This is a genomic window from Sphingobium xenophagum (genome assembly GCF_031457465.1).
Lineage (GTDB): Bacteria > Pseudomonadota > Alphaproteobacteria > Sphingomonadales > Sphingomonadaceae > Sphingobium > Sphingobium xenophagum_A.
Window position 1 is genome coordinate 69,086 of sequence record NZ_JAVDWV010000006.1, and the last position, 12,690, is coordinate 81,775.

General features: G+C 61.8%; 12 protein-coding genes and 1 tRNA gene. 3 read left to right on the top strand and 10 right to left on the bottom strand.

Annotated features, from left to right (window positions below; translation table 11 throughout):
• Positions 1-2 precede the first annotated feature (2 nt).
• From J2W40_RS07440 to J2W40_RS07470, 7 genes are all read right to left on the bottom strand, one after another.
• Complete coding sequence (locus tag J2W40_RS07440; RefSeq protein WP_310223197.1) at positions 3-1,121, bottom strand: tetratricopeptide repeat protein; 1,119 nt, start codon at positions 1,119-1,121, stop codon at positions 3-5.
• A 101-nt stretch (positions 1,122-1,222) separates the two neighbouring features.
• On the bottom strand, positions 1,223-2,566 hold the full coding sequence (locus J2W40_RS07445) for a sensor histidine kinase (RefSeq protein WP_310223199.1): 1,344 nt from the start codon (positions 2,564-2,566) through the stop codon (positions 1,223-1,225).
• On the bottom strand, positions 2,563-3,282 hold the full coding sequence (locus tag J2W40_RS07450) for a response regulator (RefSeq protein ID WP_310223201.1): 720 nt from the start codon (positions 3,280-3,282) through the stop codon (positions 2,563-2,565). Before J2W40_RS07450 ends, J2W40_RS07445 begins: the two co-directional genes overlap by 4 nt.
• A gap of 145 nt (positions 3,283-3,427) precedes the next feature.
• Positions 3,428-4,072 carry an EF-hand domain-containing protein gene (locus tag J2W40_RS07455; protein WP_310223203.1) on the bottom strand — a complete coding sequence of 215 codons (645 nt, stop codon included), beginning with the start codon at positions 4,070-4,072 and terminating at the stop codon, positions 3,428-3,430.
• A 128-nt stretch (positions 4,073-4,200) separates the two neighbouring features.
• Entirely contained in the window at positions 4,201-4,854 is a 654-nt protein-coding gene (locus J2W40_RS07460) for a methyl-accepting chemotaxis protein (protein ID WP_310223205.1), read from the bottom strand.
• A 94-nt stretch (positions 4,855-4,948) separates the two neighbouring features.
• Complete coding sequence (locus J2W40_RS07465; RefSeq protein WP_310223207.1) at positions 4,949-6,166, bottom strand: argininosuccinate synthase; 1,218 nt, start codon at positions 6,164-6,166, stop codon at positions 4,949-4,951.
• 100 nt (positions 6,167-6,266) lie between these two features.
• Positions 6,267-6,455: a DUF4169 family protein gene (locus J2W40_RS07470; RefSeq protein WP_310223209.1), complete on the bottom strand. Its 189-nt coding sequence runs from the start codon at positions 6,453-6,455 to the stop codon at positions 6,267-6,269.
• A 115-nt stretch (positions 6,456-6,570) separates the two neighbouring features.
• Between J2W40_RS07470 and J2W40_RS07475 the strand changes: the two genes are divergently transcribed.
• The gene (locus J2W40_RS07475; RefSeq protein WP_310223211.1) at positions 6,571-7,560 is read left to right on the top strand and encodes a LacI family DNA-binding transcriptional regulator; all 990 of its coding nucleotides are present in this window, start codon (positions 6,571-6,573) and stop codon (positions 7,558-7,560) included.
• 17 nt (positions 7,561-7,577) lie between these two features.
• Here J2W40_RS07475 and J2W40_RS07480 read toward each other — a convergent pair.
• Both J2W40_RS07480 and J2W40_RS07485 read right to left on the bottom strand, forming a co-directional pair.
• A tRNA-Gly gene (locus J2W40_RS07480) sits at positions 7,578-7,651 on the bottom strand.
• A 249-nt stretch (positions 7,652-7,900) separates the two neighbouring features.
• The gene (locus J2W40_RS07485) at positions 7,901-8,800 is read right to left on the bottom strand and encodes a universal stress protein (RefSeq protein WP_310223213.1); all 900 of its coding nucleotides are present in this window, start codon (positions 8,798-8,800) and stop codon (positions 7,901-7,903) included.
• A gap of 212 nt (positions 8,801-9,012) precedes the next feature.
• Between J2W40_RS07485 and J2W40_RS07490 the strand changes: the two genes are divergently transcribed.
• Positions 9,013-9,699 carry a DUF2238 domain-containing protein gene (locus tag J2W40_RS07490; RefSeq protein WP_310223214.1) on the top strand — a complete coding sequence of 229 codons (687 nt, stop codon included), beginning with the start codon at positions 9,013-9,015 and terminating at the stop codon, positions 9,697-9,699.
• Positions 9,700-9,747: 48 nt separating this feature from the next.
• Here the strand turns inward: J2W40_RS07490 and J2W40_RS07495 are convergent, their stop codons facing one another.
• Complete coding sequence (locus J2W40_RS07495; RefSeq protein WP_310223217.1) at positions 9,748-11,466, bottom strand: cation:proton antiporter; 1,719 nt, start codon at positions 11,464-11,466, stop codon at positions 9,748-9,750.
• Positions 11,467-11,656: 190 nt separating this feature from the next.
• On the opposite strand from J2W40_RS07495, the gene J2W40_RS07500 reads away from it, so the two are divergent.
• Entirely contained in the window at positions 11,657-12,592 is a 936-nt protein-coding gene (locus J2W40_RS07500) for a LysR family transcriptional regulator (protein ID WP_310223219.1), read from the top strand.
• Positions 12,593-12,690: the final 98 nt, after the last annotated feature.

The window sequence follows — 12,690 nt, forward strand, 5'->3', positions numbered from 1 at the left end:
GCTCAAGCCGGAGGGTCGGCGGGTGTCTCGGTCAAGTCCAATATATCATAGCCGCCGGTTGCGATACGCCGTTTAACAAGGCTTCCGTGAGGGATCCTATACTCGCTGCGCTGGGTGAAGCGCTCTATACGATAGTGCCCCTGACCATTGTCCGGGTCTACACTTGCGGAGTAACGACGGCCGGCGATTTGCTGGAGAGCCGGTTGCACCCAGCCTTTCGATACGGAGCCCCGCAGAATTTCGATGTCCTCGGTGCGTCCGTCGGGGCGTACCCAAAAGCCGATATCGGCCCAGCGGATGCCGCTATAATCGCTCCCTCTGGCGTCAGCCAAATTGGGTGTGCCAAACATTCGGGCCTGCGCATCGGCGGCCTCTGCTGCGTTCGACTCATAGGGTGGCGACCAGATGAGCAACGAGTCACTGTCCTCACGCGGGCCGAGTTCGGCAATGAGCCGGGTGATTTCCTTCTCATCGGCTTGGCGCGCGGCCAAGCGAAGACGGAGAACCCGCAATGCAGTTTGATAGCCCGCGTTTTGGGCAAGTGGGCGGCTTTCCAGCTGATCGAGCAGTTCGGTGGACGTCCGGTCATCACCCCGCGCAGCGTTCAGCCATACGCGCTTCATGCCCGCCAGCATGGCTGCCTTGTCCTGACCCGACGCTAACGCGGCCTGTTCAATGCTACGATATGTTATCTCCGCCTGTCGATAATCGCCCAGCTTGATCCACATGTCGCCCAAAGCCGTCGAACCGGAGATACGGGAAGGATCATCTTCTGGCAGGTGCTCCCGCAAGATTCGCACCTGATTGACGACGGCGCGCCGATAGGTCTCCTTGTCGCCCTCATGAAGTGCAATTGTCGCATAGGCCTCATACAGAGCGGCAACGGGCCTGGGTGCAGCGGTGGCTTCCTTCTTGTTGCGACCAATCGCGGCGGACAATAGCTTTTTCGCATCACGATAGTCGCCATCCCTGAACTGCACTTCCGCCAGGGCAATCGTCGCCTGTGCATCGCGCAGCGGCGTGCAGCCAGTCTGGACGCACTCCGCCTGCGCCTCGACAAGGCGCTGGCCCGTAACCACAATATCGCTGGGCATCTGGAGAAGAAGCATAAGGCCAAACATGGGGCATATCCTCGGTTGGGCACCCCAATGTGCGCGATCAGCAGGGTGGATGCAAGGCCTCCACCTTGCCGACTGACGGGTCGGCGCATCACGCGCTTAGATCATGCAGGCAGCACGAGGCTCGCCTCCAGCCCGCCTTGGGGGCGGTTGGTGAGGCGCAACTCGCCCTGATGTTCGGCCATGATCGCGCGCACCAGCGCGAGGCCCAGCCCTGCTCCGCCTGTCTCCCGGTTACGCGATCCTTCGAGGCGGGTGAAGGGTTCCAGCATTTCTTCCATCCGGTCCTCGGCGATGCCGGGGCCGTCATCGGCAACGACCAGCCGAATGGAACCCGCTTCGCGCACCACCGACACATGGGCGCGCTCGCCATAGACGATGGCATTTTCGATGAGGTTGCGCAGGGCGCGGCGGATCTGTTGGGGGCGCACGAAGGCGACGGCGCGGTCGCTTTCAGTCATATCGACGGGCGATTCCAGTTCGATGAAATCCTCGACCACGGCATCGGCGAGCGCAGCGAGATCGACCTTCTGCACCGCTTCCGTGCTGCGTCCAGCGCGCGCGAGCGAGAGGATATCCTCCAGCATCCGGTTCATCTCATCAATGGTTTCGGACATGCGTGCGCGTTCGGCATCATCCTCGACCGATTCGGCGCGCACCCGCAGCGAGGCGAGCGGCGTGCGCAAATCATGGCCGATTGCGCCCAGCATCCGGTCCTTCTCGTCCAGCATCGCGATGATGCGCGACCGCATGGCGTTGAATGCCATGGTGAGGTCGCGCACATCGCCGGGGCCGCGTTCGTCCACGGCATCGGCCACGCCGGTTCGGGCAAATTGCTGCGCCGATCCGGTCAGCTGCTTCAGGGGGCGGGCGAGACGGCTGCCGATCCAGAGCAGCGGCAGCAGGACGATGACATAGAGGATGAGGGTCTGGCCGATCAGCCAGCCGCCAAAGCGGGCCGGGCGATCGCCGCTGCGGGCTTGCGTGACGACCCATTTGCCCGGTTCATATTCGGCCGCCAGCGTGAGACGCGCGACACGGTGATCATGCGGCCGTTCGTCGCCAGCACGGACCCGTATCCGCTCCCAGCGCCGCATCGGCATCACCGCATCATCCTGCACCACGCGCACGGTCAGGATGCGCAGCCCCAGATCCTCGAACATCGCGGCGGCCCGCTTTTCAATGTCGGGACGCGCATCGCCGTCCAATTGCGGCACGCCCTGTACGAAGCGCGCCCGCATTCGCGCCGGACCGGGGCGGTCGGCTCGGTTGTCGAGCGCATCGACGACCCGCGCGACGACGGGGGCGGTCTGTGCGGTCAATTGCAGGCGTATCCGCTCGCGATAGAGCAGGCCGAAATTGATCGCCTGCGCCACGAACAACGCCAGCGCGACGAGCGCGATGATCTGCCCGACCAGGCTTTGCGGCCAGAGACGGAGGCGCTTCACAGCTTACGCACCTCGGCGGACAGGGTGTAGCCCCCGCCCCATACGGTCTTGATGAGGGTCGGATTTTTGGGGTCCGGCTCGATCTTCTTGCGCAGGCGGCTGATCTGGTTGTCGATCGCGCGGTCGAAAGCGTTGGCCTCGCGGCCCTGGGTGATGTCGAGCAATTGGTCGCGGCTCAGCACCGAATTGGGGCGGGTGGCAAAGGCCAGCATCAGATTATATTCCGCCGTCGACAGCGGCAGCGACACGCCCTCGCTGTCTACCAGCGTGCGTTCCTGCGTCTTGAGCAGCCATCCGGCAAAACTGTAATTGGCGCCGTCGGGCGCGGTCACGCGCTGGCCGCCGGTGGCGACGCGGCGGAAGATCACCTTGATCCGGGCGACCAGTTCGCGCGGAGAGAAGGGTTTGAGCACATAATCGTCCGCGCCCATTTCAAGGCCCACGATGCGGTCGGTTTCTTCGGTGCGGGCGGTAAGCAGGATGACAGGAATTTCGCTGGTCTCGCGAATGTGGCGGCAGAGCGACAGCCCGTCTTCGCCCGGCATCATGATGTCGAGGATCACCATGTCGATCGCATTGGCGTTGAGGCGAATGCGCGCCTCCGCCGCGCTATCGACGGCGGTGACGCGAAAGCCATTGCGCGACAGATATTGCGCCAGTGGCTCGCGGATCGAACGCTCGTCATCGACGAGCAAGAGATGGGGTTTTTCGCTCATTGCGCCTGTCTGTCATGGGCGGGAAAAAGTTGGAAGGGCGAAGGCATGGCGGGGGAGCCAGCCTTCGTCCTTCCTAGAGGGTTCACGGTCCGGTTCAGGGGTGGCAGGGGATGCCGGGCCTGACCGTGAACAGGGAGGTGTCACATCAGCCCGCGGGCGGCGGCGGTGCCTTACGGTCCTTCCAGGCACCCCGCATGGCGTCACGCGCGGCCTTCATTTCATCGGCGGTGACCTTGCCGTCCTTGTTGGTGTCAGCCTTGTCGAACATGGCCATCGGTCCGGCCATGAATTCAGCCTTGGTCACGGTGCCATCCTTGTTCGCATCGGCGCGGCCGCCCATCATCATGCCGCCCTTGCCGGGGCCGCCATGATGGCGACCACCCCAGTTGCGACCTTCCGGCCCACCGGGCTTGCCCGCTTCGGCGCGCTTTCCCGACCGGCCGTCCTGCGCGGCGGCCATTTCCGCCTTGCTGATCTGGCCATTCTTGTCGGTGTCCAGCTTAGCAAAGCGGGCGTCGAGGCGCTGGGTGCGCATCGCATCGCGGTCCGCCTGGGTCAGCTTGCCATCCTTGTCGATATCCATCTTGGCGAAGCGGGCTTCGAGTGCGGCGGTCAATTCCGCCTTGGTGATCGTGCCGTCCTTGTTGGCATCGGCCATCATCATCATGCCCCCGCCACGGCCACCCCGGCCGGGACCATCACCCGGCTGGGCGAAAGCGACGTGGGAAGCGGCAAGGCCGCCGACAACCAGCGAGCCGAGCGCAACGGTTCCAAAAAACTTGCGGATCATGTCCTGTTCCTTCCAAAGCATCTATACCGAACGACGTGTCGCCGTCCTTGAAGATGCTTATCGACCCATTTTGTCCCGCAACTATGTCATGGCATGGGTGACTTTGTCGCAACGTGTAACAGGCGCGATCAGCCGGAGATCACGGCACGCGCATCTCTGGTCGCGCTTTGGGTGTCGAGCGCCAGCTTCTTGACCTCAGCGGCGACGACGGAAAAGCCCCGGCCCGCCTCACCCGCCCGCGCCGCCTCGATCGAGGCATTGAGCGCCAGCAAATTGGTCTGGCGGGCTATGCCGTCGATCGCATCGACAATACCGCTCACTTCGCTCAGCACCCGTTCGATACTGGCACGGCGATCCCTCTCCTGACGTCCCAGTCGCTGTTCGGCATCCTCGCGCGCGGCGATAGCCTCCTGCTCGGCGCTGATGTCGGTCGCGAATTTTATGATGCCGGTCTGAACGCCATGTTCATCGAACATCGGATTATAGCTCCCCCGGATCCAAATGAGACGGCCATGCCGATCCTGTCGGCGATAGACGCCCGTGTCGAAATGGCCCGACCGGAGCCGATCCCAAAAAGCGGTATATTCCGCCGTGTCGGCATAGCCGGGCTCGCAGAAGAGACTATGCGGCCGCAACTGGATATCGGCAAAATCATAGCGGAAGAGGGTGAGGAAATTATCATTCGCCCCGATGACCCGGCAGGCCATGTCGAAGCTAACGATCGCGGTCGATCGTTCGATGGCGCGAAAAACGGACGCCGTTTCCAATATGATGCCATGCACGCCCCATGTCTCCTTGCAAGCGACATGGGGCCATAGTGGTTAACGGATCGCAAACCGTGCGGTGAGTTGCAGTCCTGCGCCAGACGCGACCGAATTAACGGTCGCGACGGCCCAGCAGACGCAGACGCAATGCGTTCAATTTGATGAAGCCCGCCGCATCGCGCTGATCATAGGCACCGGCGTCGTCCTCAAAGGTCACGACCTTTTCGCTGTAGAGCGAGTAAGGCGACTTGCGCCCGACGATATAGACGCCGCCCTTGTAGAGTTTGAGGCGGACCGTGCCGGTGACCTTTTCCTGGCTATGGTCGATCGCGGCCTGCAGCATCTCGCGCTCCGGCGAGAACCAGAAGCCGTTATAGATCAGCTCGGCATAGCGCGGGGCGAGTTCGTCCTTCAGATGCGCCGCGCCGCGATCCAGCGTCACCTGCTCGATGCCGCGATGGGCGAAGTGATAGATTGTGCCGCCCGGCGTTTCATACATGCCGCGCGACTTCATGCCGACGAAGCGGTTTTCAACGAGGTCGAGGCGGCCAATCCCATGTTTACGGCCATAATCGTTCAGCGTTTCAAGCAAGGTCGCGGGGCTCATGGCGACGCCGTTGATCGCGACGCCGTCGCCGCGCTCAAAATCAATGGTGATATATTCGGGCGCGTCGGGCGCGTCCTCCGGGTTGACCGTGCGCGAATAGACATAGTCAGGGACTTCATCCCACGGGTCTTCCAGCACTTTGCCCTCGGACGAGGTGTGGAGCATGTTCGCGTCGGTCGAGAAGGGACTTTCGCCGCGCTTGTCCTTGGCGATCGGAATCTGGTTCTTTTCGGCGAACTCGATCAGCTTGGTGCGGCTGGTCAAATCCCATTCACGCCATGGTGCGATCACCTTGATGTCGGGCGACAGGGCATAATAGCCCAGTTCAAAGCGGACCTGGTCATTGCCCTTGCCGGTCGCGCCATGCGACACGGCGTCCGCGCCAACCATCTTGGCGATCTCGATCTGGCGCTTGGCAATCAGCGGCCGGGCGATCGACGTGCCGAGCAGATAGAGGCCTTCATACAGCGCGTTGGAGCGCATCATCGGGAAGACATAGTCCGCCACGAACTCTTCGCGCAGGTCGTCGATGAAGATATGCTCTTCCTTGACGCCCATCAGCCGCGCCTTGGCGCGGGCTGGCTCCAGTTCCTCGCCCTGCCCCAGGTCGGCGGTGAAGGTCACCACTTCGCAGTTATAAGTCTGTTGCAGCCATTTCAGGATCACGCTGGTGTCGAGGCCACCGGAAAAGGCGAGGACGATGCGGTTGATCTTGTCAGACATGGTGGGCGACTCTTCTGTTCGGGAATGGCGCGGATGATGCGCGCGCCGGTATCAGGCAAGGGGCAAAAGCGCAACCGGAACAGGGGCCGGCGGCCCGGCCTTATTCGAGGGTGCGGTCTTCCCGATAGGCCGCGTCGACCGCCGCCTCCTGCCGTGCGCGCTGGGCGTCGTCCGCCTGACGCTGCGCCTTGGTGCGGCCGAACTTCGCGCGGTTGGCGTCGGCCTGCTGCGCCTTGTCCGTGCGGGCCTTTGCCTTGCGCGCCTGGCGCAAATTGATCACGTCACCCATGTCCTGCCCGTCCATTCCTTGTTGTGGTGAAGCATAGGGCGCATGATCGCGACTTGCCAAGCGCCGCCTTTGCGCCGCATGACGAACGCTTCCGTTGTTTCGAGCCAGACTATCCATGACCAGCATTCACGACGTCGCTGCCCTCGCCAAAGTGTCGATCAAGACGGTATCGCGCGTCGTCAATCAGGCCCCCAATGTCAGCGCCGAATTGCGCGAGCGGGTGCAGGCGGCGGTGCGCGAACTGGGCTATCGGCCCAATCAGTCGGCGCGGCGGCTGGCAGGCGGGCGGTCGTTCATGATTGCCTATCTCTACAGCAATCCTGCGCCCGGCTATATCAGCGGCATCCAGTCTGGGGCCGCCGCGCGCTGCCGCGAATTGGGCTATCATCTCGTCGTGGAACCGATCTCGCCGGGTGGAGAAGAGCGGTTCGACGTACTCGACCGGCTGGTGGCGGCCCTGCGCCCCGATGGTGTGTTGCTGGTGCCGCCCTTGTCGGATGATGAGGCGCTGCTGGCGCGCCTCGCCGAGTTGCGCCTAGCTTGCGCGCGGATCGCCGGGTCGGTGGTCGGGGCGGGCTTCAATATCCACACGCCCGAACGCGCGGCCGGGCGCATGGTCGCGGACCATCTGATCGCGCATGGCCATCGCCGGATCGGCATCATCACCCCGCCCGCCAAGCACCGATCGGCATTGCGCCGGGTCGAAGGGTTTCGCGACGGGCTGGCCGCAGCGGCGGTGCCGATCGACGAGAGCCTGTTCGTCTGCGGCGGCTTCACCTTCACGTCCGGCATTGCGGCGGGCGAGGCCTTGCTGGCGCTGCCCGAACCGCCAAGCGCGATCTTTGCCACCAATGACGATATGGCGCTGGGCGTGCTGACGCTGGCGCATCAGATCGGTTTGCGGGTGCCGGAAGATCTTTCGGTGGTCGGCTTCGACGATACGCCCGCCAGCCTGACATCCTGGCCGCCGCTGACGACGGTGCGCCAGCCGCTGGAAGATATGGGCCGCGCGGTCATAGACGCACTCGCCAACGGCCCAGAAGATGCGCCGGAATTTCTGTTCACGCTGATGGAGCGGGCGAGTTCGGGACCGAAGCCGGGCTGATTTCCGGGTTTTTCTGCTGGAGCGGGTAGCGGGGATCGAACCCGCATCACAAGCTTGGAAGGCTAGTGCTCTACCATTGAGCTATACCCGCATCGCCTTGGCTTAACGCCAGCATGCACCAAGATTTTACAGCATGGTTCACGCCGCTAACCTGATACGCGGGGCGATTGCCATAACTGGATGGCTCTGGTCAACATATACCCGTCGGATATGCGCAACTTTGTCCGGTACCCAGTCATTGATGTCCGCAATCTCCCGATTCCTCCACATCGCTTGCCCAACGCAACCTTACCAGTCGGTGCCCAAGGACGGCGATGTCCAGTTGGCCTGCGCTAGCGTCTCAGGCCCATTTTCGGGCCTGAGGGTCAATCACGACCAGGATATCGCCTGCCACCGCTTCCAGAAGGCGCTGGGTCATGCTGCCGATCAGCACGTCGAAAAGGGCGGTTCTGCCATGGCTGCCAATGACAGTCAGGTCCGCCCCCCGGTCACGAACATAGTTCGACAAAAGCCGTTCGGGGATGCCATGTTCGATCAGCGTAGGAATGTGGCGACGCCGCTTTTCGTCCAGCGGGGTGGCGGAGAGAAATTCTTCTCCGCACTCTTTCTCCAGCGCACTCACCTGATCGCGCAATCCGCGTTTGTCGAGAAAGCTTGCAAACGGAACATCATAGCCGTGGAAAAGCGTGAAGGCTGCGTCGGGAAAACAGCCCACGGCGGTCATCAGCGCATGGCGAGAACTTTCCGAGAAATCGGTCGCGACCACAATCTGCCGATAGGGACGGACTGCCCGCCGCTTGACCACGAGCAACGGAACGGAAGAACGTCGAACAAGCTGGTTGACCGTGGTTCCCAGCAGCATGCGGCCAAACGGTTCATCCCGCGCCATGCCTGTGATGATCAGATCGCACCCTTCCCGCTGGGCGATGTCCAACAATTGTGGCGCGGGCTGTCCTTCATCGACGCGGATTTCTATATTCGCACTATCGACACCCAGTTCCCGGCGGATCTGCTGCCTGGCTCTTTCCAGAGGGTCGATGCCGCGTCGCCAGGATGGCAGGGCGGGCGCAGAGATATCATCATCCATGCCATTGGGTTCAACGACATGGGCAATCACCAAGGTCGCATTCCAGCGCTGTGCAAGTTCGACAGCGCGATCAAGCGCCCGGTCGCACCGGCAACTAAGGTCAGTGGCCAGCGTGATCTTTCTTGGCGAGTGCAGGGTTTCGATATCGTTCAATGCTGCTCTTCTGGCTTTTTCGGGAGGTTAATAGCGTCCTCCCCTCCTGATCAGAGGCTATGAATAGGCCTTCGCTTCCTTGTCCGGTCTAGCAGATAGACAAGGACCACCCTATCGGTAACACTCCCTATCGCCGCCGGACCTGGCTGCCACGCCCGATTTTGGTCTGAGTTGGCAAAAGCTTAGATGGTAACATACCGGAACATTAGATCATGTCCGAACAGCCTGAAAGCCCCGGCCTGGTGAAGCGTGCCCATCTCGGCGTGCTGATCGCAATGCAACTCGTCATGGCCCTGGAACTCCTGTTCCTTGTCAGAGATGCCCGATGGATGCACGTCTTTCTGGTGGTCAGCGTGATGGCGGCAACCCTTGTCCCGGTTGTTGCGCGCAAACGCCTTCCGGTCGTCATTCCGTCGGAACTTCAACTCCTGGCGATCCTGTTCATCTTTGCCACGCTCTTCCTGGGCGAGGTCAGGGACTATTATGAATGGCTATGGTGGTGGGATCTGGCACTGCATGGCACGGCAGGCCTGCTGCTGGGCCTGCTCGGCTTTCTGATCGTCTACATCCTCAACGAGAATGAACTGGTCGATCTGCGGATGCGTCCATCCTTCATCGCCCTCTTCGCCTTCTTTTTCGGGCTTGGCATCGGGACGTTGTGGGAAATGTTCGAATTTGCGATGGATCAGCTATTCGGCTTCACCATGCAGAAGCCGATGCTTGGCGATCCGTCGGGGCTGACCGATACGATGTGGGATCTGATCGTCGATGCGATCGGCGCTGCGGTGATGAGCTTCATCGGATGGCGAACTATGAAGGAACAACGCAAGGGCCGGATCGACAATTGGGTTCGTCGCTTCATCCAGAGGAACCCGCAATTATTTTACCGGGGAAAATAGCACCCTTCCCCTTTTCGGGAGCCCATCGTCGTTTACGCCATACGCATTCTACAATTGCTGCTGATCCTCCTGCTCCAACGAACTGCGGCCGGGCAACGTCTTTGCCATGAGCATCTCCGCCGCGCGGTCGGCGGCATCGACATAGGGTTCCAGCACCAGATCGACCCCGGCCGATGCCAGTTGCGCGCGATCACCGACCAGCCCGGTCGACATCGCCGTCTGGCCAGTGAAGCCCGCTTCGCGAAGGGCCTGGATAAAGACCGGGCCAGTATCATGGCGATTGATGCCGACATCCGTGTGGGGAACAGTCAGCACCGCCCATTTCGCTTGCCTGAGCGGCAGGCTCAAAAGAAATTCAGCATCGGACGCATCGCCATAGACCGCCGGTAGCCCTTCCTTTTGCCAGCGAAGAACGGCTTCGGGGCTAAAGTCGACACCAAGGACGGACTTTCCCTCCGCAATCAACCGCCGGCCAATGGTTCCACCATAGCGGCCGATCCCGAACAGGATGATGTCATGACCGGAGGCCATGTCCTTGGTGCCCTCGCCTGCCTCCTGCGCGTTTTTCGTCCTGCGTTCGAAAATGCGAAGATAGGGATCAAACAGCCTGAAAAGCTGATGGGAATAGGTGATCATATAGGTGGATGCGGCGATCGTGATCAGGCCGACCAATGTCACAAGGCCCAGCGCCTCTGTGGAAACATGGCCCAGCGTCACGCCCATCGCCATAAATATGAGCGAGAATTCGCTGATCTGCGCGACCGTCAGCCCAGCCAGGAACCCCGTGCGGCGGCGATAGCCGAGGGCACCCATGATAGCGACCACGATCAACGGATTTCCGATGAGAACGAACAGCGAGAGGATGATCGCTTCGACGCTGCTTTTCCCCAGATTGGCGATATCCAGGCTCGTTCCAAGCGAGATGAAGAAAAAGAGGAGCAGGAAATCCCGAAGCGGGGACAGGCGTGCCGCTATGGCATCGCGAAAGGGCGTGGAGGCCAAGGCGACACCGGCCAGCAGACCGCCCAATTCCTTACCGAAGCCAAAGGCATCGCCCATCGCCGCGAAGATCGCCGCGAGAGCAATGGAAAAAGCGATCAACAGTTCGGGCACCCGCGCCAGACGCTCGGTCAGGGGGTCCGCGACATAGCGAATGAAGATCAGCACCAGGGCAAGCAATGCGAGGCCCGCGCCGAAGATCGCCGCGATATCGCTCGTCGATGCCTCGTCCCGCCCCCCGACGCCGACAGCCGAAAGGACGATCATCGCCAACACCACCACCAGATCCTGCACGATCAGGAAGCCGAGAGCGATCCGGCCATGCAGCGCGTCGATCTCGCGCTTGTCCGACAGGAGTTTGACAATGATGATGGTGCTGGAAAATGTCAGCGCGACGGCGACATAGACGCTCGTCCGCGCGTCCAGCCCCATGGCGAGGCAGATCAAAAACCCGAAAATCGATGTGAACGCCACCTGCCCCAGACCCGTCGCAAGGGACACCGGACCAAGCGTGCGGATGAGCTTTACGTCCAGCTTGATGCCGACAAGGAACAGAAGGACGGCGACGCCCAGTTCGGCGAGCAGATGGATCGCTTCGGTGGAACGGGCAATGTCGAACCCCGACGGACCCGCCGCGATTCCAACGGCGATGAAGCTGACGATGAGCGGCTGACGAAAGAGCGCGCCGATAAGCCCGACGCCCGCCGCCAACACCAGCAGAGCGGCGATTTCGTTAAAAACCGAACCCGTGATCCATTCCGTGAACATTCACTCTCCCTTGCATATCGAATGCTTCTCCAGCATCGGCGCGGCCACGGCAAGTAAGGTCGGTCGACGCGACGACATCGCGATGCCGGACAGGGCGAGATGGCAGACGCCAAGTCATGCTCAGCAATCTTGGACCGGCTTCGTCAAGATCGCGCTTACACCGGCTTGGCATTTCCTCTATCAGGCAGGGATGGACACACCATCCCTGCGCCAGTTGGACCTTTTCGCGCAGATGGTAGCGGCGGGGAATTTGGCGCGTTGTGCCAATGACATGGGCCTGTCCGCCGGGGAGATCGCGCGTGACCTGGCGTCGCTGGAAATGCGACTGGGCTATCGGTTGTTCGAGGATTTGGAGGGCGCGGCCCGGTTGACCCCGGCCGGGCGTAAGACCGCCGAGGCAATGACCCTATTATCGCAGGATGCCAGCGACGATTGGGATCGCCCGGCGCTTGTTCCCTTGCCCCCCGCCATCGCGCCTCCACCTGCCGCCCCGGCCATCCCCGAATCGCCGCGCCGCACCATTTTGCTGGCTGCGCCTGCACCCGTGTTCGGCCATTTGCAGGATGCGCTGGCCACTTTTGAAGCCGCCAACGAAGATATCGCGATCGCGCTGGACCTGCATGTCCAATCAGCGGCGGACGCCGATGCAGCGCTCAGGCGCGGACGCGCGGATATCGCCTATTTCTATGCCCTCGGCGCGCCAGAGGATTTTCCATCGCGCTATGGTTGGTCAGAGCCGGTCAATATCTATGCGGGGACGGAGCATCCGCTGGCGCGGTCGCTCAGCGTATCGCGCGCCGATCTGGCGGCAACGCCAATGCTGGCGATGGAACGCGACAATGCCATGCGGGGCGTGATCGAAGCCGCGCTTGCCAGAGCAAAAGCCCAAACCGGCCCCATAGCGCTGGAAAGCGATAATATGGCGTCCATCATGGCGTCCTTGCGCGACGGCGTCGGGCTGTTCGCGGCCTTTGGCCCGCTCGCGCGGGATTTGGGCCGTATGGAAGGCATAAAGAGGCTCGCGCTCGACATGCCGCTGCCCGCAGTCGAGGTCCGCCAGGCCATACGGCCCGACGCAGCCGATATTCCGGCTGTAGAGGCACTGGCGGACTTCCTGTTCCTCTAAAGACACAGTTTGTGCCGAATTGATGGTGCATTGCGGCAGAAAAATACGCCGCGATGTTGATATGCTATATCATCTTGGTTACAGGGTCTCATTCCCTC

Coding starts and splice junctions, on each gene's coding strand:
- J2W40_RS07495 (WP_310223217.1), bottom strand. CDS start 11,466: ATGTTCACGGAATGGATCACGGGTTCGGTTTTTAACGAAATCGCCGCT.
- J2W40_RS07455 (WP_310223203.1), bottom strand. CDS start 4,072: ATGATCCGCAAGTTTTTTGGAACCGTTGCGCTCGGCTCGCTGGTTGTC.
- J2W40_RS07450 (WP_310223201.1), bottom strand. CDS start 3,282: ATGAGCGAAAAACCCCATCTCTTGCTCGTCGATGACGAGCGTTCGATC.
- J2W40_RS07500 (WP_310223219.1), top strand. CDS start 11,657: ATGGACACACCATCCCTGCGCCAGTTGGACCTTTTCGCGCAGATGGTA.
- J2W40_RS07465 (WP_310223207.1), bottom strand. CDS start 6,166: ATGTCTGACAAGATCAACCGCATCGTCCTCGCCTTTTCCGGTGGCCTC.
- J2W40_RS07440 (WP_310223197.1), bottom strand. CDS start 1,121: ATGTTTGGCCTTATGCTTCTTCTCCAGATGCCCAGCGATATTGTGGTT.
- J2W40_RS07490 (WP_310223214.1), top strand. CDS start 9,013: ATGTCCGAACAGCCTGAAAGCCCCGGCCTGGTGAAGCGTGCCCATCTC.
- J2W40_RS07475 (WP_310223211.1), top strand. CDS start 6,571: ATGACCAGCATTCACGACGTCGCTGCCCTCGCCAAAGTGTCGATCAAG.
- J2W40_RS07470 (WP_310223209.1), bottom strand. CDS start 6,455: ATGGGTGACGTGATCAATTTGCGCCAGGCGCGCAAGGCAAAGGCCCGC.